Here is a 19,533-nt window from a genome sequence, read left to right as displayed (position 1 = left end):
CCGGGGACGGACGGGCGGCGAGTACCCGCCAGGCCGTAGGGTTACGAGCCACACGCACCGGGGACTCCGGTCACGGACACTGGAAGGAAGTGGACGGTCACGATGACGGTTCCCCTGCCGACCGCCACGACGCGGTGGCGCTGCACCCTCTGTGGCAATCTCACGCGGTTCGACGTGACGCGTTCGTCCAAGGTCGTGGAGTACGTCCACCTCGATCTGGCCGGCGAGCCGAAGGTCGAGGAGCGCGAGGTGCTCAGTGAGACGATCGAGTCGGTGCGCTGCCGCTGGTGCAACGCGGTGGACAAGGTGGAACTCGTGGACAGGCCGGGCGCCGGCTCCTGACGAGGGGGGACGGCCCCCGCACGGATAGTGGGGTGTGACGGATGGTGGAGACACAAGGCGGGGGGCCGGGCGACGGCGCCGCTGAGGTGCTCGACCGTCCGCTGCCCGACGGCGTGCGGCGCAGGGTCGTCCAGATCGTGTCCGACGGCTTCGGCGGGCTGACCGTCGGCGAACTGCCCGCGCAGCTTCGGCAGTACGCCAGATTCGCGCCGAACCGGCGGGCCAAGTTCGCCGGCAACGCGATGGCCGCCGCGATGGAGACGGATCCGCTGTTCCGCCAGCGCATCGGGGAGAAGCTCAGAGAGGCCCAGCCGGAGCTGACCGGCGCCCTCGACTCCGGCTCGGCGCCTGCGGCCGCGGACCCGCTCGACGTGGCGGCCGCGGCCTATGTTCTGCGGCCCACCGGCTGGGTCAAGCTGGTCACGGCGGCCGGCGAGGAGGCCCAGCGCGCCGACGCCGAGCGCGCCGACGAGGAGACCCGGGCCGAGCTGGAGCGGCTGCGCGAGGAGCTGGCGCACGCCCGGGAGCACACCCGGGACGAGACCGAGCGGCTGCGCACCGAGCTGGACGCGGCGAAGAAGGAAGCCGAATCGCTTCACCGGAAGCTGCGCTCCGCCCTCAGCGACGTCAAGCGCGGCGAGGCCGCCCTGCGCAAGGTCCAGGGCGAGATCGAGGGCGTGCGCGCCGAGGGCCACGCGCAGGTCTCCGCGGCCGAGAGCGAGACCCGGCGGCTCAAGGCGCGGCTCGGGGAGGCCGAGGCCGCCCTGGAGGCCACGCGCAGAGCGGCACGCGAGGGGCGCAGTGTCGAGGACATGCGCGTCCGGCTGCTTCTGGACACCCTTCTGGACGCCACTCAAGGGCTGCGCCGGGAACTGGCGTTGCCGCCGGTGTCCGTACGACCCGCCGAGACGGTGGACGCGGTCGAACCGGGACGAATGACCCCGAAGGACATCGCCGCGCGGGCGCTGTCCGAGGACGACCCCGCGATCCTCGACCAGCTCCTCGCCCTGCCCCAGGCGCACTTGGTGGTCGACGGCTACAACGTCACCAAGACCGGCTATCCCCAGATGCCGCTGGAGAAGCAGCGCCTGCGGCTCCTCGGCCAGCTCTCGCAGCTCGCCGCGCAGACCGGCGCCGAGGTCACCTGTGTCTTCGACGGGGCCGAACTCGCCGCGCCGGTCCTGCTCGCGCCGCCGCGCGGGGTGCGGGTGCTGTTCTCCAAGCCCGGTGTGACCGCCGACGAGCTGATCCGCCAGCTGGTGCGCGCCGAGCCGCCGGGCCGGCCGGTCATCGTCGCCTCGACCGACCGCGAGGTCGCCGACGGGGTGGCCAAGGCCGGCGCCCGACCGGTGGCTTCTGCGGTGCTTCTGAAGCGCCTGTCCTAGATAGGCCAACGTACGGACCCAATGCCCGAATTGGCAGGTCCGTCACGCAACGTAGCGTCAACCGCGCATCACGCCATGTGAGTTGTGTGTAAAGAATGATGTGTGTGACGAGATTTTTCCTGTGAGGATTTGATCTGATCACAAGAGGGTCACTAGGGTCTGGCGTCGAACCTCCGAGCGGGTGATCACTCACAAGAAGGGTTTCACCTCAGTGGCGTCCCACCGTCGACCGAAGCAGCCGAGCCGAGCGCGCGTGACCGTGCTCACCACCGCGGCGGCTGCAGCCGTGGCCATCAGTTCGCAGGCGGCCAACGCGGCCCCCAGCGAGAAGCCGAGCAAGGACGAGGTCAAGGCCAAGGTCGACAAGCTCTACGAGCAGGCCGAGCAGGCCACCGAGAAGTACAACGGGGCCAAGGAGAAGCAGGAGAAGCTCCAGAAGGAGATCTCCACCATCCAGGACAACGTCGCGCGCGGTCAGGAAGACCTGAACGAGCTGCGCGACTCGATGGGCCTGGCGGCCGCCGCCCAGTACCGCACGGGCAGCATCGACTCCTCCGTCCAGCTGTTCCTGTCGTCCGACCCGGACGACTACCTGGACAAGGCCTCCACGATGGACCAGCTGAGCGCCCAGCAGGTCGACCAGCTGAAGAAGGTCCAGGACAAGCAGCGCGAACTCGCCCAGCAGCGCGCCGAGGCCGCCGACAAGCTCAAGGACCTCTCCTCTACCCGGACCGAACTGGGCAAGAAGAAGAAGGAAGTCCAGGCCAAGCTCGCCGAGGCCCAGAAGCTGCTCAACAGCCTCACGGCCGCCGAGAAGGCCGCCCTCGCCGCGCAGGAGGAGCGCGCCAGCCGCTCCTCCGCCGACCGCGTCGACCTCGGCAACACCGGCTCCGCCTCCGGCCGCGCCATGGCCGCCTTCCAGGCCGCCCAGAGCCAGCTCGGCAAGCCGTACGTCTACGGCGCCACCGGCACCGCCTCCTACGACTGCTCGGGCCTGACCTCCTGGGCCTACGCCCAGGCCGGTGTCTCCATCCCCCGCACCTCGCAGGCCCAGGCAAGCGCCGGCACGCACCTGTCGATGAGCGAGCTCAAGGTCGGTGACCTGGTCATCTTCTACGGCGACCTGCACCACGTCGGCCTCTACGCCGGCAACGGCCAGATCATCCACGCCCCGCGCAGCGGCACGGTCGTCCGCTACGAGTCGATCAACAACATGCCGTTCCAGTTCGGCGTCCGCATCTGATCCCGGCCGAGCGCCCGCAAGATCAACACAGCGTGCCGCCCGAACGAGGGAATTACGGCACCGCCGACTGACCCCACGCCCCGCCCATGACCTGCGTCAGAGGCGGGGCGTCACTTTGTGTGCTCACGGCGGTCGTTGGTCGCGGCCCCCGCACGGAGCTACTGTCTGCCGCGTTTCCCCGTCGCCGGTGTTCCGGCCACCGGGGAAGGTCCCTGTCCGCCAGCGGAAGGAGAGCGGCTTCCCGTGGTGTCCCATCGTCGTCTTGCATCGCCCGGGTTCGACCGGGGCGCGGGCGCAGCGCTCTGCGTCATGTCGGCCGCCGCCGCGGCCCTCGGGGTCACGTCGGCCACGGCCGCGCCACAGGACGACACCCGGGCCAAGGTGGACCGTCTCTACGAGGACGCCGAGAAAGCCACCGAGGCCTACAACAGGGCCGACGAGCGCGCCGACCAGCTCCGTGAGCAGGTGAGCCGGGCGCAGGACCGGATCGCGCGCAAGCAGGAGGACATCAACTCCATGCGGGAGGTGCTCGGTTCGCTGGCCGGCGCGCAGTACCGCTCCGGCGGCCTCGACCCCTCCCTAGCGCTGCTGCTCTCCGACAACCCCGAGGACTACCTCGACAAGGCCGCCGCGCTCGCCCGGATCAGCGCCCACCAGGCCGGCGAGCTGAAGAAGCTCCAGCACGCCATGCGCCAACTCGCCCAGGAGCGCGGCGAGGCGGCCGGCAAGCTCGTCGAGCTGGAGAAGAGCCGCAAGGCCGTCGCCGGTCACAAGCGGACCGTGGAGCGCAAGCTCGCCGAGGCGCGCCGGCTGCTGAACTCCCTCACCGCGAGCGACCGCGCCGCCTACGACCGCGCCTCCCGCTCCGGCCGCTCCGGCATGCCGGGCTTCGAGGGCTTCGGCGGCGCCGTCCCCGCCTCGGGCCGCGCGGCGGCCGCCGTCGCCGCCGCCCAGTCGGCGCTGGGCAGACCGTACATCTGGGGCGCCAACGGGCCCTCCGGCTTCGACTGTTCGGGCCTGGTCCAGTGGTCGTACGCCCAGGCCGGCGTCTCCCTGCCCCGCACCTCGCAGGGGCAGCGGTACGCCGGGCGGCAGGTCCCGATCTCCGAGGCCCAGCCCGGCGACATCGTCACCTACCGCTCCGACGCCAGCCATGTCGGGATGTACATGGGCAACGGCCAGGTCATCCACGCGCCCTACCCGGGAGCGCCCGTGCGCTACGACCCGGTGGGCATGATCCCCGGAGCGACGGTCACCAGGGTCTGACCCGAAAGCCGCTGCCGCCGTACGATCGGGAAGTGGCTGGTCGATGGGCGTCGGGAACGCGGGTCGTCGTGGCGCTGTGCCTGCTGCTCGTCGGCCTGGTGGGCTGCGGCGGGCGGCCCGCGACCGACAGCGCCAAGGCCGACGTCCAGAGCCTGCTCGACCGGCGGGCCGCCGCGACGGTCGGCCGTGACGAGGCGGCGTATCTGCGCACGGGCGCACGGGACCGGTTCGACAACCTGCGGGCGGTGCCCCTCGCCGCCTGGTCGTACCACCTGACCGGCCTGCGCCGCACCGGCGACACCGCCCTCGCCGACGTCGAGCTGCGCTATCGGGTCGAGGGCTACGACCGCTCCCCGGTCCGGGTCGGCCGCACGCTGAGCCTGGCGCTGGACGCGCAGGGCCACTGGTACGTCGAGTCCGAGCGGCCCGCGAAGGGCTCCGCGCAGCAGCTGTGGGACCAGGGCGAGGTGAGCGTCGTACGCGGCGCGGACAGCCTCGTCCTGGGCGTCGGACAGCCCGCCGACCGGCTGCGCCGCTACGCGCGGCTGGCCGATCACGCGGTGCCGGCCGTGTCCCAGGCGTGGGGCCCGGACTGGGCCCGGCACGTCGTCGTCCTCGTACCGGATTCGCTGACCGGCATGGCGGGGCTGCTCGGCGCGCCCGCCTCCTCCTACCGCGGGATCGCCGCGGTCACCACCGGCGAGACCGGCGCCCCCGCGACGGCCCCCGCGGACCGGATCATCCTCAACCCCGACGCGTACGGCGTCCTCGGCGAGACCGGCAAGCAGGTCGTCCTCACCCACGAGACCACCCATGTCGCCACCCGCGCCCACACCACCGCCGCCACCCCGCTGTGGCTCTCGGAGGGCTACGCCGACTGGATCGGCTACCTCGGCAGCGGCCGCTCCGCGTCCGAGGCGGCCCCCGAACTGCACCGCGCGGTGTCCGACGGCGAGACACCGCTGGGCCTCCCGTCCGACGCGGACTTCGGCTTCGCGGGCGACGCGACCAGGCTGGCGCGGGCCTACGAGGGCGGCTGGATGGCCTGCCGCATGATCGCCGACCACTGGGGCGAGGTCAGGCTCGCCGAGTTCTACCGCGCGGTGGGCGCCCACGAGCGGCGGGCCGGGGCGGTCGAGGGGGCGCTGAAGGACGTGCTCGGGACATCGCTGGAGGAGTTCACCGGGCAGTGGCGGCAGTACCTGCTCGCGCAGCTCGGCTGAACCGGGACCGTGCGCTCTCAGGAGGGCAGGGACGTTTCCCTGGCGCGGGTGGGCTGGGCCGGCACGAGGACCGGGGCCGCTCGGACCGCCGTCGCGCGCCAGAGCACGCGGGCCGCGAGGACGGTCGCGAGGACCAGCAGGCCGTTGCGCGCGAACAGGAGGCTCACCCCGAGGGCGTCGCTCGCGACGACGTGCGCGAACCAGACCGGGAACTCCAGGACCGTGACGAGGCACGCCGCGAGGACGAGGGCGACCGGGATTCTCATCCGGCTCTCGCGGAAGCACAGGCACACCGCCGCGAGACCGACCAGCCACACCAGGTACTGCGGGCTGATCACCCGGCTGGTGGTCACGAACATCAGCACGGCCACGAACGCCGCGTCCGCGAGCGTGTGCGGCTGGAAGCGGCGGGCCCGCAGCCGCCACAGCACCAGCCACCCGAAGGCGAGCCCGCTCAGGGCGAGGGCGGCGGTGCTGACGACGTCGACGTACGGGCCGAGGAACTCCACCGAGCCGTAGTTCAGCAGCACCTGGCCCTCCCAGCCGTACTGCCGGGCCACATGGAAGACCAGCGCGCCCAGGGACTCCACCTCGGTGCCCCGGTCGCGCTGAAAGGTCAGGAAGGTGAAGGCGCCGGGCATGGCGAGGGCGAAGCCGGCCGACACCGCGCCGGCGGTCAGTACGGCGGACACCCAGGCGCGGCGCCCACGGGCCGCCACCAGCAGCAGCACCGGCCACACCTTCAGCATCGCCCCGAACGCCGCCAGCGCCCCCAACAGCCGGGGATGGCGGGCACCCGCGAGCAGCGCGGCCACGGCGACCGCGGTGACCATCACGTCGTAGCGCGCGTACACGGTCGGTCCGAGCAGCGGTACGCCCGCCACCCACACCCAGGCCCCGCGCGGGGTGAGGCCGGGGCGCAGGCCCGCGTACAGCAGGAGCAGCAGGACCGCCAGGTCGGCGGTGAAGGCCAGGACGAAGAAGGCGGACGGGTAGTCCAGCCAGAACACCAGCGCGGGGGAGAGCACCGGCAGGGCCGCGGCGGGCGGGTACTGCCAGGTGACGTCGTGCAGCGGGAACGTTCCGGTGCGCAGCACCTCGTACCAGCCCTGGTAGATCACCGACACGTCACTGGTGACGTCCGGGCCGGGGAAGACGTACACCTTGAACACGAACAGCAGCAGGGCCACCCTGGTCAGCGCCCAGACGCCCAGAAGCCACGCCAGGGACAGCCGCGTGCCCGTCGTCTCCACCGGATCCCCTGCCGTTCGCTTCCCGCCTTGAAAGGAACATGATGTCGTGTCCAGCTGTGTGCGGGCCACAGACGTGGCCGGGCCCGGGCTGTGAACAGCGGCTTCGGTAAGGTTCGCGGCGATGCACAAGACCCTGATCGTCACCAACGACTTCCCGCCCCGCCCCGGCGGCATCCAGGCGTTCCTGCACAACATGGCGCTGCGGCTCGACCCCGAGCGGCTGGTCGTCTACGCCTCCACCTGGAAGCGCGGCCGCGAGGGCGCCGAGGCCACGGCCGCCTTCGACGCCGAGCAGCCCTCCACGGTCGTACGGGACCGTACGACGATGCTGCTGCCGACGCCCGGGGCGACCCGGCGCGCGGTCGGGCTGCTGCGCGAGCACGGCTGTACGTCGGTGTGGTTCGGGGCCGCCGCACCGCTCGGCCTGATGGCCCCGGCGCTGCGCAAGGCGGGCGCCGAGCGGCTGGTGGCCACGACCCACGGTCACGAGGCGGGGTGGGCCCAGCTGCCCGCGGCCCGGCAGCTGCTGAGGCGGATCGGGGAGTCGACGGACACCATCACCTACCTCGGCGAGTACACGCGCTCGCGGATCGCGACCGCGCTGACGCCGGACGCCGCCTCGCGGATGGTGCAGTTGCCGCCGGGGGTCGACGAGAAGACGTTCCATCCGGGATCGGGCGGCGACGAGGTGAGGGCGCGGCTCGGGCTGACCGACCGGCCGGTGATCGTGTGCGTGTCCCGGCTGGTGCCGCGCAAGGGGCAGGACACGCTGATCCTGGCCATGCCCCGCATCCTGGCCGCCGAGCCGGAGGCCGTGCTGCTGATCGTCGGGGGCGGGCCCTACGAGAGCGAGCTGCGCAAGCTGGCGGCCGAGACCCGGGTGGCCGGCTCCGTGCGCTTCACCGGCGCCGTGCCGTGGTCCGAACTGCCCGCCCATTTCGGCGCCGGCGACGTCTTCGCGATGCCGTGCCGTACCCGCCGGGGCGGCCTCGACGTCGAGGGTCTCGGCATCGTCTACCTGGAGGCCTCGGCGACAGGGCTGCCGGTCGTCGCGGGCGACTCGGGCGGGGCGCCGGACGCGGTGCTGGACGGGGAGACCGGCTGGGTGGTGCGGGGCGGCTCCGTGGAGGACACCGCCGAGCGGGTCGTCGCCCTGCTCGGCGACGCCGAGCTGCGCCGCAGGATGGGGGAGCGGGGCCGGGAGTGGGTCGAGGAGAAGTGGCGCTGGGACCTGCTGGCGGAGAAGCTCAAAGCTCTGCTGTGACGCAGGTTCCCGGCAGCTGACCGGACGTCACACGAAGGCGCGGGCCCTCGTCGAGGACCCGCGCCGTGAACTCGTGTGCCAGCGGGGCTACTTCTGGTAGATCGCCTCGATCTCGTCCGCGTAGTCCTTCGCCACGACGTTGCGCTTGAGCTTCAGCGACGGCGTCAGGTGACCCGAGTCCTCGGTGAACTGGGCGGGCAGAATGCGGAACTTGCGCACCGACTCCGCCTTCGACACCGCGGCGTTGCCGTCGTCGACCGCCGACTGGATCGCGGCGAGCAGGTCCGCGTCCTCGCGCAGCGAGACCGCGGTGGAACCGGCCGGCTTGCCGTGGTCGGCGCACCAGCGCTCCAGGAACTCCTCGTCGATGGTGACCAGCGCGCCGACGAACGGCCGCCCGTCGCCGACCACCATGCACTCCGCGACCAGCGCGTGCGCCCGGATGCGGTCCTCGATCACGGCCGGGGCGACGTTCTTGCCGCCCGCGGTGACGATGATCTCCTTCTTGCGGCCGGTAATCCGGAGGTAGCCGTCCTCGTCGAGGGTGCCGATGTCACCGGTGTGGAACCAGCCGTCGGCCAGCGCCTCCTCGGTCGCGCCCGGGTTGTTCCAGTACTCCTTGAACAGGTGCTCGCCGTGCAGCAGCACCTCCCCGTCGTCCGCGATCCGCACGACCGAGCCCGGCAGCGGCTGGCCGACCGTGCCGATCTTCTGGCGGTCCCAGGGGTTGAAGGCGGTCGCGGCGCACGACTCGGTCAGGCCGTAGCCCTCCAGGACCGTGAAGCCGATGCCGCGGAAGAAGTGCCCGAGCCGCTCGCCCAGCGGGGCGCCGCCGGAGATGGCGTACTCGCCCTTGCCGCCGAGCACCGCGCGCAGCTTGCTGTAGACCAGCTTGTCGAAGACCTTGTGCTTGATCTTCAGACCGACGGCCGGGCCGGACGGGGTGTCCAGCGCCTTGCTGTAGGCGATCGCCGTGTCCGCGGCCTTGTCGAAGATCTTGCCCTTGCCGTCGGCCTGCGCCTTGGCGCGCGCCGAGTTGTAGACCTTCTCGAAGACCCGCGGGACGCCCAGGATCAGCGTCGGGCGGAACGAGGCCAGCTCGTCGGTGAGGTTCTTGATGTCCGGGACGGTGCCCAGCTTGATCGGCGCCATCATCGGCGCGACCTGCACGAGGCGGCCGAAGACGTGCGCGAGCGGCAGGAAGAGCAGGACCGAGCACTCGCCGGTGCGGAACAGGGGCCGCAGCCGCTCGACGATGTTGCCGCACTCCGCGAAGAAGCTGCGGTGGGTCAGCACACAGCCCTTCGGGCGGCCGGTGGTGCCCGAGGTGTAGACGATGGTCGCCGGGTCGTCGGCCTTCGCCCGCGAGCTGCGCTCCTCGACGGCCGCGTCGCTGATGTCCTGGCCGAGCCGGCCCAGCTCCTCGACGCCGCCGCCGTCGATCTGCCACACGTGCTTGAGCGCGGGCAGCCGGTCGCGCACCGACTCGACGGCGGCGGTGTGCCCGTCCAGCTCCGTGATCATGGCGGTCGCGCCCGAGTCGCCGAGGATCCACTGCACCTGCTCCGGCGAGCTGGTCTCGTACACCGGGACGGTGACCGCGCCCGCGGACCAGATCGCGAAGTCCAGCAGGGTCCACTCGTAGCGGGTGCGGGACATCAGGCCCACCCGGTCGCCCGGCTGGACCCCGGCGGCGATGAGCCCCTTCGCGGCCGCGCGCACCTCGGCGAGGAAGGTGGTGGCAGAGACGTCCTGCCAGGCACCGCCGACCTTGCGGGCGATGACGGCCACGTCCGGGTGCTGCGCGGCGTTTCTGCGGACGATGTCGGTCAGATTCCCGTCCGCAGGGACCTCGTACAAAGCCGGAAGGCTGAACTCGCGCAAGACTGCTGCTCCTCATAGGGCGCCGGCGCCACGACGTTGTGTGATGCGACGGTGCGGTCCAAGGCTCGGGCAAGTGCTCGCGGATTCACATGTTGAAATCCAGAGCACGACTGGACCGACCGGACGTTACCCGCCGGTATGGCTTCTTCGACAGGGGGTCCCGGCGAGATGTTCGCTGCGTCACACGGCTGGTGCTTCACGAATTGGTGCTTCTGCGCGCACAGTAGTCGAGCGGTCTGACAACTGGCCAGTAACCGTCGGTTCGGCCGCCACTGTTCACGTATGCCGCACACGCCTACCCTTGATCGTCATGGCACCGACACCGACGGGAAACAGCAGGACGCGCGTCCATGTGGTCAGCGATGTGCACGGCAACGCCCGCGACCTGGCCAGGGCCGGTGAGGGCGCGGACGCCCTGATCTGCCTGGGCGACCTGGTGCTGTTCCTGGACTACGCCGATCACTCGCGCGGCATCTTCCCCGACCTGTTCGGGGTGGAGAACGCCGACCGCATCGTGGAACTGCGCACCGCCCGGCGCTTCGAGGAGGCGCGGGCGTTCGGGGCGCGGTTGTGGGCCGGGATCGGCTCGGACCGGCGGGCCGCGATCGAGAAGGCGGTGCGCAAGCAGTACGCCGAGTTGTTCGCCGCGTTCCCGACGCCGACGTACGCCACCTACGGCAATGTCGACATGCCGCCGTTGTGGCCGGAGTACGCCGGGCCGGGCACCACCGTGCTGGACGGGCAGCGGGTCGAGATCGGCGGCTGGACCTTCGGCTTCGTCGGCGGCGGCCTGCGCACCCCGATGCGCACGCCGTACGAGATCGGCGACGAGGAGTACGCGGCGAAGATCGAGGCCGTCGGGGAGGTGGACGTGCTGTGCACGCACATCCCACCGGAGGTCCCGGAGCTGGTCTACGACACGGTCGCGCGGCGTTTCGAGCGGGGGAGCAAGGCGCTGCTGGCGGCGATTCGCCGGACGCGTCCCCGTTACTCCCTGTTCGGCCATGTCCACCAGCCGCTCGCCCCGCGGATGCGGATCGGGGCGACCGAGTGCGTGAACGTGGGGCACTTCGCCGCCTCGGGCAAGCCGTGGGCGCTGGAATGGTGAGCGGCGCACCGGGTTCCGGACAGCTGCGCAGGTGGGGGTGAACTCGGCCGGCCGGGCGCGCGGTAGCCTTCACGCTGCGCACGCGTGCGCACCATGACTTCCTACCGGCCCGCATCTGGAGGAGCCACAGCGATGGCGGAACACACCAGCTCGAGCATCACGATCGAGGCGGCACCGGCCGATGTGATGGGGGTGATCGCCGACTTCGCCCGCTACCCGGACTGGACCGGCGAGGTGAAGGAGGCGGAGGTCCTCAAGACCGACGACCAGGGCCGCGCCGAGCAGGTCCGGCTCGTCATGGACGCCGGGGCGATCAAGGACGACCAGGTGCTGGGGTACACCTGGACCGGTGAGAACGAGGTCTCCTGGACCCTGGTGAAGTCCCAGATGCTGCGCTCCCTGGACGGCTCGTACCTCCTGAAGCCGGCGGGCGCGGGGTCGACCGAGGTCACCTACCAGCTCACGGTCGACGTCAAGATCCCGATGCTCGGCATGATCAAGCGCAAGGCCGAGAAGGTCATCATCGACCGGGCGCTGGCGGGGCTGAAGAAGCGGGTGGAGTCGGGTAAGTAACGGTTCGCGGCGGTACGTGGGGGTACGCGAAACCGGCCCGAACTCCGACGTCCGTTACGGTTCACCCCCATGCGCACCATCCTGATCACCGGCCCCGGCGGCAGCGGCCGTACCACCGTCGCCGCCGCCACCGCGCTCGCCGCCGCCCGTGAAGGCACCCGCACCCTCGTCCTCGGCGCCGACCGCACCGACACCCTGGGCGCGGCGCTCGGCGTGAGCACGGGACCGGCGCCGACCGCGGTCACCGAGAACCTCACCGCCTGGCGCCCCGACGCCGCCGGTGGGTTCCGGGACGACCTCGAGGCCTTCCAGGAGCGTGCCACCGCCGCCCTCGACCTCCTCGGAGCCTCCCGGCTCGACCCGGAGGAGGTCACCCCGCTCCCCGGCGCCGAGGAGCTCTCGCTGCTCCGCGCCCTGCGGGACGCGGCGCTCGCCGAGGCCCACGACCTCCTCGTCGTCGACCTGCCCGCCACCTCGCACGCCCTCGCCCTGCTCTCCCTCCCCGAGGAACTGCGCCGCTATCTGCGCCGGCTGCTCCCGCCCGAGCGGCAGGCGGCCCGCGCGCTGCGCCCCGTCCTCGGGCGGCTGGCCGGCGTCCCGATGCCCGCGGAGTGGCTGTACGAGACCGCCGCCCGCTGGGACGTGGAGCTGGCCGCCGTGGAGGCCGTGGTCGCCGACCGGCACACCGTGGTACGGCTCGTCGCCGAACCCGGACCGGGCGGCGCCGACGCCGTGCGCGCCGCCGGCCTCGCCCTCGCCCTGCGCGGTCTGCGCCCCGACCTGCTGATCGCCAACCGCGTCCTGCCGGAGACGGAAGCCGCGCCCGGCAGCTGGCTCGCCGGGCCCGTCGCCCAGCAGCGCAAGGTCCTGGAGGAGTGGCGGGCGGAGGGCTACGACGTCCACGGCGTCGCCCACCTCGGACGGGACCCGCGCGGCGCCGACGACCTCGCCGCGCTCGCCGTCCCCGCCGTCAACGCCACGTCGTCCACCGTCGAGTGGCCCGTCACCGACCGGCTCGCCGAGGACGGCGTCCTCGTCTGGCACCTGCCGCTGCCCGGCGCCGCCCGCGACGAGCTCGACCTCGTCCGGCGCGGCGGCGAACTCGTCGTCACCGCCGGGCAGTTCCGGCGCATCGTGCCGCTGCCGTCCGCCCTGCGCCGGTGCGCCGTGGACGGGGCCGCGCTGCGTGACGGCGAGCTGCGGATCCGGTTCGCGCCGGATCCGGATCTGTGGCCCCGGACCCGGTGAAGCAGCTACGCCCGTTCGGGTAACGTCGTAGAGACGAACCGTAGTCAGGAGTCCGTCATGAGCGAAGAGCTCCCCCCGTCCGAGGGCACCCAGCACGAGCCCGTCGACGAGGTACGGGCGACCGACGCCGACGCCTGGGCGACGGCGTGCGCCGAGGACCTCGCGGAGGAGAAGGCCCGCCGCCGCACCCAGTACGGGCCGCCCCCGGGCTCGGCCGCAGAGGAACTGCGCAAGCTCGTCGACACCGTCGCGGACAAGCTGTCGACCCTGCAGTCCCCGCTGCTCGGCGCGGTCGCCGGACCCGCCGCCCAGCAGGTGGTCAAGCAGGTCGTGCAGCAGGCCAAGGCCGCCGTCGAGCCCGTCATCGACCGCAACCCGGACGTCTTCGACCACCTCGCCGCGGCCGGCAACGAACTCCTCGCCGCCTACCGCTCCGCGGTCCAGAACCAGGAACGGCGCTGGACGACCGGCCAGGCCGGCACCCAGGAACTGGACGAGCTCGACGACGACAAGCGCGACCCGGGCGAGGGCACCGGTCCCGGCCAACGCATCGATTTGGACTGAACACCGTCGGTGGCGGCGCCTCGGGTACGGTTGCCCATAGCGGGGCTCGACCGAAACTGAGGGATTCATGGGACTCACCATCGGCGTCGACATCGGCGGTACCAAGATCGCGGCCGGTGTGGTCGACGAGGAAGGCAACATCCTCTCGACCCACAAGGTGCCGACCCCGGGCACGCCCGACGGGATCGTGGACGCCATCGCCTCCGCCGTCGAGGGAGCACGGGCCGGGCACGAGATCGTGGGAGTGGGCATCGGTGCGGCCGGTTACGTGAACCGGCAGCGCTCCGAGGTCTACTTCGCGCCGAACATCGACTGGCGCAACGAGCCGCTGAAGGAGAAGGTCGAGACCCGCGTCGGCCTCCCGGTCGTCGTGGAGAACGACGCCAACGCGGCCGCGTGGGGCGAGTACAAGTTCGGCGCCGGCAAGGGCCACCGCAACGTCATCTGCATCACGCTGGGCACCGGCCTCGGCGGCGGCATCATCATCGGCAACAAGCTCCGCCGCGGGCACTACGGCGTCGCCGCCGAGTTCGGCCACATCCGGATGGTCCCAGACGGCCTGCTCTGCGGCTGCGGCTCGCAGGGCTGCTGGGAGCAGTACGCCTCCGGCCGCGCCCTGGTCCGTTACGCCAAGCAGCGCGCCAACGCCACCCCGGAGAACGCCGAGATCCTGCTGGGCCTCGGCGACGGCAGCCCCGAGGGCATCGAGGGCAAGCACATCTCCATGGCCGCCCGCCAGGGCGATCCGGTCGCCGTCGACTCCTACCGCGAGCTCGCCCGCTGGGCCGGCGCCGGCCTCGCCGACCTGGCCTCCCTGTTCGACCCGTCCGCCTTCATCGTCGGCGGCGGCCTCTCGGACGAGGGCGAACTGGTCCTCGACCCGATCCGCAAGTCCTACAAGCGCTGGCTGGTCGGCGGCAACTGGCGCCCGGTCGCCGACGTCATCGCCGCCCAACTGGGCAACGACGCTGGCCTGGTGGGCGCGGCGGACCTGGCCCGGGAGCCCGACCCGATCATGTAAGCGTGGTCGACCGGTCCTGCTCAGGGGCGCGGGGAGGTGCGCGACCAGCCACGACGAACCGGCAGTCGCACACGAGCCTCGCGCCCCGAGCCATTGGGCGTACATTGATCGGCATGGCGCTGCTGCCCGACTCCCGTACCGAGCCCGACGGATCAGCCCTCATCCGCGTCCTCAGCTACAACATCCGCTCCATGCGCGACGACACCGACGCCCTCGCCCGCGTCATCACCGCCTGCGACCCCGACCTGGTCCTCATCCAGGAAGCCCCCCGCTTCTTCCGCTGGCGCAAGAAGCTCGCCCGCCTGGCCCGCGCCGCGAACCTCGTCGTCCTCACCGGCGGCGCCACGGCCGCGGGCCCGGCGATCCTGTGCAATCTCAGGGCCACCGTGGAACGCAGCGAGGACGTACTCCTCCCGCTCACCCCCGGACTGCACCGGCGCGGCTTCGCCACGGCGGTGGTCCGCTTCGGCGGCGCCCGCCTCGGCGTGCTCTGCTGCCACCTCTCCCTGCAGCAGGACGAACGCTACGAACAGGGCGGCATGCTGCTCGACCGCCTCGCCGCTCTGGGCGTGGAACACGCGATCGCGGGCGGCGACCTCAACGACCGCCCCACCGGCCGCACCTTCAGCCGCCTCGCCGACAGCCTCCAGGACTGCTGGGCCACCGCCCCCTGGGGCAGCGAGTACACCTGGACCCCGTCCGACCCCTACCAGCGCATCGACGCGATCTTCGCGACCAAGGGCATCGAGGTGCTCGGCTGCGGGGTCCCCGTCGACCAGCCCGGCATCACACAGACAGACCTGAGGGCGGCCACGGACCACTTTCCGGTCCTCGCCGCCCTCAGAATCCCCGCGTCCTAGACGACGGCTCCGCGCCCGGGATCGTCGTCGTCCTCGTCGTCCGTCCGCATCCGCGTCACCAGCGTGGCGAACCCGCCCAGGAACCCGCCGATGCCGAGCGTGGCCAGCCACCACGTCATGTCCCAGCCCAGCAGCACGGCGAGCAGCAGCAGGATCGGCCCGCCGATCACCGCGAGCCAGGCGAACTTCGCGGTCGCGTCGGCGGCCGGCAGGGGCGGCGGCTCCGGCGGGACGAAGTGCCCCTCGTCGTCGCTGTCGAAGTCGTCCTCGGACGGCTCGGGCACGCTGTAGTCGCGCGGGCCGACGCCGGGCGCGAAGGCCACCGAGCTGCCCAGCGGCTTGGCCGGCTTGTCCGCGCCGGACTCCTCGTCCTTCCGCGCCGCCGCGCCCTCGTCGTCGGGGGAGTCCTTCGACTCCTCCGGGTTCTCGGCCGCCGGGGCGCCCGCCTCGTCGTTCGGCTCGGGTGCCGGCAGCGCCAGGTCCTCGACCGACTTGAAGGGCCTCGAGCCCGGAGGGTCCTTCGGCTCCTCGCCGTACCCGGCGACGATCGCCGCCCAGGCGGCGTCCTCGTCGAACGGGACGTGCTGCTCTTCCGGCTCGCGATCGTCGCGGTCCTCGCGCCTCTCACGGTCGGAGTCGTGCTCAGCCACGTGCAGTCGTCCCTTCTCTGCCGACGCCGGTCGCGACCCGGCCGATGAATCCGAGGCTCTCCTCGAAGATCCGGTCCGCGTCATGGTCCAACGTCGCCACGTGATAACTCTGTTCCAGCACGATCTCCGTTACGTCCGTGGAAGACACCCGGCTCAGGATCCGCTCCGAATCCACCGCCGGCACGGTGTGGTCCTGCCGGCTGCGCAGGAGCAGCAGCGGCTGGGTGACCTGCGGCAGCTCGCGGTCGACCTGCCCGAAAAATTTCCGCAGGGAGTGGGCCGAGTGCAGCGGCACCCGGGCGTAGCCCAGCTCGACCGGGCCCTCCTTCGCGATGTCACTGACGATCCCCGGCGCCGTACGGACGAAGTGGCGGGAGACCGGGAGGGTGTACGCGGCGAGGCCGTGCACCTTGTTCGCCGGGTTGACCAGCAGCACGCCCGCCACGCCCTCGCCGTGCTTGGCGGCGAGCCTGAGCGCCAGCGCGCCGCCCATGGACAGTCCGCCCACGAAGACCCGCTCGCAGCGGTCGCGCAGGTTGCGCAGCTCGCGGTCCACCTCGGCGTACCAGTCCTGCCAGCCGGTGAGCCGCATGTCCTCCCAGCGCGTGCCGTGCCCCGGGAGCAGCGGCAGCGAGACGGTGTGCCCGTGCTCGGCGAGGTGCTCCGCCCAGGGGCGCAGCGACTGGGGGGAACCGGTGAAGCCGTGGCAGAGCAGGACCCCGATCTCCCCGCCCTCGTGGCGGTACGGCTCGGCTCCAGGAAGGACCGGCACCTTACGGTCTCCTGTTCTTGAGAGTGACGACACAGCCAGGTGTGCTTCACCGTACGCGACCGCACTGACACCGACCAGGGCCGTCGGGCTCATTGACAGTGCTCCGGGTTAAGGTCTGATCGACACAAACAGGAGGCACTCGGTTGTTGTACGGCGCGATGAAGGTGACCATCGGGGGACCGCTGAAGGTCGCCTTCAGGCCCTGGGTGGAAGGCCTGGAGAATGTCCCCGCCGAGGGCCCCGCGATTCTGGCGAGCAACCACCTCTCGTTCTCCGACTCGTTCTTCCTGCCCGCGGTCCTCGACCGCAAGGTGACCTTCATCGCGAAGGCCGAGTACTTCACCACCCCCGGCGTCAAGGGCAGATTGACGGCCGCCTTCTTCAAGGGCGTCGGCCAGCTGCCCGTGGACCGCTCGGGGGCGCGCGGCGCGGGTGAGGCCGCCGTCAAGAGCGGCATAGACGTCCTGGAGCGCGGTGAGCTGTTCGGCATCTATCCCGAGGGCACCCGCTCGCCCGACGGCCGGCTCTACCGGGGCAAGCCCGGCGGCCTCGCGCGCGTGGCGCTCGCCACCGGAGCTCCGGTCATTCCGGTCGCGATGATCGACACGGAGAAGATCCAGCCGCCGGGCAAGGTCATGCCCAAGCTGATGCGGCCGGGCATCCGGATCGGCAAGCCCCTGGACTTCAGCCGGTACCAGGGCATGGAGCACGACCGCTTCGTGCTCCGGGCGGTGACCGACGAGGTCATGTACGAGATCATGAAGCTCTCCGGCCAGGAGTACGTCGACATGTACGCGACCGCTGCCAAGCGGCAGATCGCGGACGCGGCGAAGGCCGAGAAGGAACAGTCGAAGAAGACGAAGTAGGTCGCGGCACAGGCGGGGTTCACAACAGGGGGGTGGGGGCATGGCCAGGCGTGAGCGGGTCATGAGGATGTCCGTGGAGCAGCCGCTGTGGCGCGCGCTCACCGGCTACCGGGTGCTGACCATGGTGTACGCCATCGGTCTCTTCGTCAGCGCCTACGACGAGGTCGCCCGCCCCTGGGTCGCCATCGCCTACTACGCCGTACTGGCCGTGTGGACGCTGGCCACCCTGCCGCGCGTCGCGAACGCCGCGAGCTGCACCAAGCGCTTCCTGACCGCCGACCTCACCATCGCCCTGGCCGGCATCCTGCTGACCCGCATCGCCGAGTCGCCCGAGCGGATCGAGGCCGGGGCGCCGACCCTGCCGTCGATATGGACGGCGGGGTCCGTACTCGCGTTCGCCATCAAGGGCGGCTGGCGCTGGGCCGCGTTCGCCTCGACGCTGGTCGCCGCCGCCAACCTGGTGCACCGCTCCGGCGTACCGACCCGCGACACCGTCCACATGGTGCTGCTGGTCTGGATCGCCTCCATCGCCATCGGGTACGTCGTCGAGGTAGCCCGCGCCTCCGAGCGCACCCTCGCCCGCGCCCTGGAGATCGAGGCGGCGACCCGCGAGCGCGAACGCCTCGCCCGGGACATCCACGACAGCGTCCTGCAGGTGCTGGCGATGGTGCAGCGGCGCGGCGCCGTCATCGGCGGTGAGGCGGCCGAGCTGGGCCGGATGGCCGGCGAGCAGGAGGTGGCGCTGCGCACGCTGGTCTCGGGCGGACTGGTGCCCGTCTCGCGGGTGTCGGAGGACGCCGCCGAGGGAGCCGTGGTCCGGGCCGTGGAGGAGCCGGACGACTCCGCCGGGAGCGTCGACATCCGCGCGCTGCTCGCCCCGTACGCCGGGGCGAAGGTGAGCCTCGCGGAGCCGGGCGCGCCGGTGGCGCTGAGCCCGGTCGCCGCGCGGGAGCTGGCCGCCGCCGTCGGGGCCGCGCTGGACAACGTCCGCAGGCACGCGGGGGAGCAGGCGCGCGCGTGGATCCTCGTCGAGGACGAGCCCGGCGAGGTGATCGTCACCGTGCGGGACGACGGCCCCGGCATCCCCGCGGGCCGGCTCGCCCAGGCCGAGGGCGAGGGACGGCTCGGAGTCGCCCTGTCGATCCGGGGGCGGCTGCGCGACCTCGGCGGCACCGCCGAGCTGATCTCGGTGCCGGGACAGGGCACCGAGGTGGAACTGAAGGTACCGAAGGACAGCGACGCTGCCCGGGGGAAGGCGGAACGGCGATGACGGACACCACGGGCGCGGAGCAGGCCCCCATAAAGGTGATGGTGGTCGACGACCACCCCATGTGGCGCGACGCGGTCGCCCGTGACCTGGCCGAGTCGGGCTTCGACGTGGTCGCCACGGCCGGGGACGGCGAGCAGGCGGTACGCCGTGCCAAGGCCGCAGCTCCTGACGTCCTCGTGCTCGACCTGAACCTGCCCGCCAAGCCCGGCGTCCAGGTCTGCAAGGAGCTCGTCGGCCACAACCCGGCGCTGCGCGTCCTCGTCCTGTCCGCGAGCGGGGAGCACGCCGACGTGCTGGAGGCCGTGAAGTCGGGCGCGACCGGGTACCTGCTGAAGTCGGCGTCCACGGAGGAGCTGCTGGACGCGGTGCGCCGCACCGCCGTCGGCGACCCCGTGTTCACGCCCGGTCTCGCCGGCCTGGTCCTCGGCGAGTACCGCCGCCTCGCCTCCGAACCGGCTCCCGCCGCCCAGGACACCGACCAGCCGGGCGCCCCGCAGCTCACCGACCGTGAGACGGAGGTGCTGCGCCTGGTCGCCAAGGGCCTGAGCTACAAGCAGATCGCCGAACGCCTGGTCATCTCCCACCGCACGGTCCAGAACCACGTGCAGAACACCCTCGGCAAGCTCCAGCTGCACAACCGCGTGGAGCTGGTGCGGTACGCGATCGAGCGCGGGCTCGACGACGAGTGATCCGGTGCCACCGGCTTGACGCCGCGTAAACCGAATACCCGGCGGTTCACCG

The 19,533-nt window shown here is 72.0% G+C and carries 19 protein-coding genes; 15 read left to right on the top strand and 4 right to left on the bottom strand.

Annotation, left to right across the window (positions count from 1 at the left end):
- Nucleotides 1–102 precede the first annotated feature (102 nt).
- From ACIRD7_RS22850 to ACIRD7_RS22830, 5 genes are all read left to right on the top strand, one after another.
- Nucleotides 103–342 carry a hypothetical protein gene (locus ACIRD7_RS22850; RefSeq protein WP_062702813.1) on the top strand — a complete coding sequence of 80 codons (240 nt, stop codon included), beginning with the start codon at nucleotides 103–105 and terminating at the stop codon, nucleotides 340–342.
- Nucleotides 343–383: 41 nt separating this feature from the next.
- Nucleotides 384–1,727, top strand: a complete 1,344-nt coding sequence (locus tag ACIRD7_RS22845) for an NYN domain-containing protein (RefSeq protein ID WP_403456047.1) — start codon at nucleotides 384–386, stop codon at nucleotides 1,725–1,727.
- A gap of 211 nt (nucleotides 1,728–1,938) precedes the next feature.
- Nucleotides 1,939–2,970, top strand: a complete 1,032-nt coding sequence (locus ACIRD7_RS22840; protein ID WP_403456046.1) for an NlpC/P60 family protein — start codon at nucleotides 1,939–1,941, stop codon at nucleotides 2,968–2,970.
- Nucleotides 2,971–3,279: 309 nt separating this feature from the next.
- Entirely contained in the window at nucleotides 3,280–4,236 is a 957-nt protein-coding gene (locus ACIRD7_RS22835; protein WP_403456044.1) for an NlpC/P60 family protein, read from the top strand.
- A 32-nt stretch (nucleotides 4,237–4,268) separates the two neighbouring features.
- Nucleotides 4,269–5,459 carry a hypothetical protein gene (locus ACIRD7_RS22830; protein WP_403456041.1) on the top strand — a complete coding sequence of 397 codons (1,191 nt, stop codon included), beginning with the start codon at nucleotides 4,269–4,271 and terminating at the stop codon, nucleotides 5,457–5,459.
- A 17-nt stretch (nucleotides 5,460–5,476) separates the two neighbouring features.
- Here the strand turns inward: ACIRD7_RS22830 and ACIRD7_RS22825 are convergent, their stop codons facing one another.
- Nucleotides 5,477–6,712, bottom strand: a complete 1,236-nt coding sequence (locus tag ACIRD7_RS22825) for a glycosyltransferase 87 family protein (RefSeq protein ID WP_403456040.1) — start codon at nucleotides 6,710–6,712, stop codon at nucleotides 5,477–5,479.
- A gap of 121 nt (nucleotides 6,713–6,833) precedes the next feature.
- Here ACIRD7_RS22825 and ACIRD7_RS22820 point away from each other — a divergent pair, with 121 nt between their 5' ends.
- A complete protein-coding gene (locus tag ACIRD7_RS22820) occupies nucleotides 6,834–7,976 on the top strand; it encodes a glycosyltransferase family 4 protein (RefSeq protein ID WP_403456039.1) in 1,143 nt (380 codons plus the stop codon).
- 87 nt (nucleotides 7,977–8,063) lie between these two features.
- Here ACIRD7_RS22820 and ACIRD7_RS22815 read toward each other — a convergent pair whose 3' ends face one another.
- The gene (locus ACIRD7_RS22815; RefSeq protein ID WP_403456037.1) at nucleotides 8,064–9,860 is read right to left on the bottom strand and encodes an AMP-dependent synthetase/ligase; all 1,797 of its coding nucleotides are present in this window, start codon (nucleotides 9,858–9,860) and stop codon (nucleotides 8,064–8,066) included.
- A 310-nt stretch (nucleotides 9,861–10,170) separates the two neighbouring features.
- Here ACIRD7_RS22815 and ACIRD7_RS22810 point away from each other — a divergent pair, with 310 nt between their 5' ends.
- From ACIRD7_RS22810 to ACIRD7_RS22785, 6 genes are all read left to right on the top strand, one after another.
- Nucleotides 10,171–10,968: a metallophosphoesterase gene (locus tag ACIRD7_RS22810; protein WP_403456036.1), complete on the top strand. Its 798-nt coding sequence runs from the start codon at nucleotides 10,171–10,173 to the stop codon at nucleotides 10,966–10,968.
- Nucleotides 10,969–11,100: 132 nt separating this feature from the next.
- Entirely contained in the window at nucleotides 11,101–11,541 is a 441-nt protein-coding gene (locus ACIRD7_RS22805; RefSeq protein ID WP_403456034.1) for an SRPBCC family protein, read from the top strand.
- Nucleotides 11,542–11,610: 69 nt separating this feature from the next.
- A complete protein-coding gene (locus tag ACIRD7_RS22800) occupies nucleotides 11,611–12,789 on the top strand; it encodes an ArsA family ATPase (RefSeq protein WP_403456033.1) in 1,179 nt (392 codons plus the stop codon).
- Nucleotides 12,790–12,846: 57 nt separating this feature from the next.
- On the top strand, nucleotides 12,847–13,353 hold the full coding sequence (locus ACIRD7_RS22795) for a DUF5304 domain-containing protein (protein WP_403456030.1): 507 nt from the start codon (nucleotides 12,847–12,849) through the stop codon (nucleotides 13,351–13,353).
- Nucleotides 13,354–13,420: 67 nt separating this feature from the next.
- Nucleotides 13,421–14,374, top strand: coding sequence for an ROK family glucokinase (locus ACIRD7_RS22790; RefSeq protein WP_403456028.1), 954 nt, complete (start codon nucleotides 13,421–13,423; stop codon nucleotides 14,372–14,374).
- Nucleotides 14,375–14,487: 113 nt separating this feature from the next.
- Entirely contained in the window at nucleotides 14,488–15,234 is a 747-nt protein-coding gene (locus tag ACIRD7_RS22785) for an endonuclease/exonuclease/phosphatase family protein (protein WP_403456026.1), read from the top strand.
- Here the strand turns inward: ACIRD7_RS22785 and ACIRD7_RS22780 are convergent.
- Both ACIRD7_RS22780 and ACIRD7_RS22775 read right to left on the bottom strand, forming a co-directional pair.
- Nucleotides 15,231–15,884 carry a hypothetical protein gene (locus ACIRD7_RS22780; RefSeq protein WP_403456024.1) on the bottom strand — a complete coding sequence of 218 codons (654 nt, stop codon included), beginning with the start codon at nucleotides 15,882–15,884 and terminating at the stop codon, nucleotides 15,231–15,233. The two genes, ACIRD7_RS22785 and ACIRD7_RS22780, sit on opposite strands and share 4 nt — an antisense overlap.
- Nucleotides 15,877–16,656, bottom strand: coding sequence for an alpha/beta hydrolase (locus ACIRD7_RS22775; RefSeq protein ID WP_403456023.1), 780 nt, complete (start codon nucleotides 16,654–16,656; stop codon nucleotides 15,877–15,879). Before ACIRD7_RS22775 ends, ACIRD7_RS22780 begins: the two co-directional genes overlap by 8 nt.
- Before the next feature lie 158 nt (nucleotides 16,657–16,814).
- Between ACIRD7_RS22775 and ACIRD7_RS22770 the strand changes: the two genes are divergently transcribed.
- The 3 genes from ACIRD7_RS22770 to ACIRD7_RS22760 are packed head-to-tail and all read left to right on the top strand — an operon-like array spanning nucleotide 16,815 to nucleotide 19,481.
- Nucleotides 16,815–17,522, top strand: a complete 708-nt coding sequence (locus tag ACIRD7_RS22770) for a lysophospholipid acyltransferase family protein (protein ID WP_403456404.1) — start codon at nucleotides 16,815–16,817, stop codon at nucleotides 17,520–17,522.
- A 40-nt stretch (nucleotides 17,523–17,562) separates the two neighbouring features.
- Nucleotides 17,563–18,792 (top strand): MacS family sensor histidine kinase, encoded by a 1,230-nt coding sequence (gene macS / locus ACIRD7_RS22765; RefSeq protein ID WP_403456020.1) that lies wholly within the window; start codon nucleotides 17,563–17,565, stop codon nucleotides 18,790–18,792.
- Nucleotides 18,789–19,481 (top strand): response regulator, encoded by a 693-nt coding sequence (locus ACIRD7_RS22760; protein WP_403456017.1) that lies wholly within the window; start codon nucleotides 18,789–18,791, stop codon nucleotides 19,479–19,481. The genes macS and ACIRD7_RS22760 overlap by 4 nt, the downstream gene beginning before the upstream one ends.
- Nucleotides 19,482–19,533 lie beyond the last annotated feature (52 nt).

The sequence above is a fragment of the Streptomyces sp. NPDC093568 genome (genome assembly GCF_044764945.1).
Taxonomy (GTDB): domain Bacteria; phylum Actinomycetota; class Actinomycetes; order Streptomycetales; family Streptomycetaceae; genus Streptomyces.
Note: the sequence above shows the minus strand (reverse complement) of the source record. Positions and strands in the feature narration are given on the sequence as shown.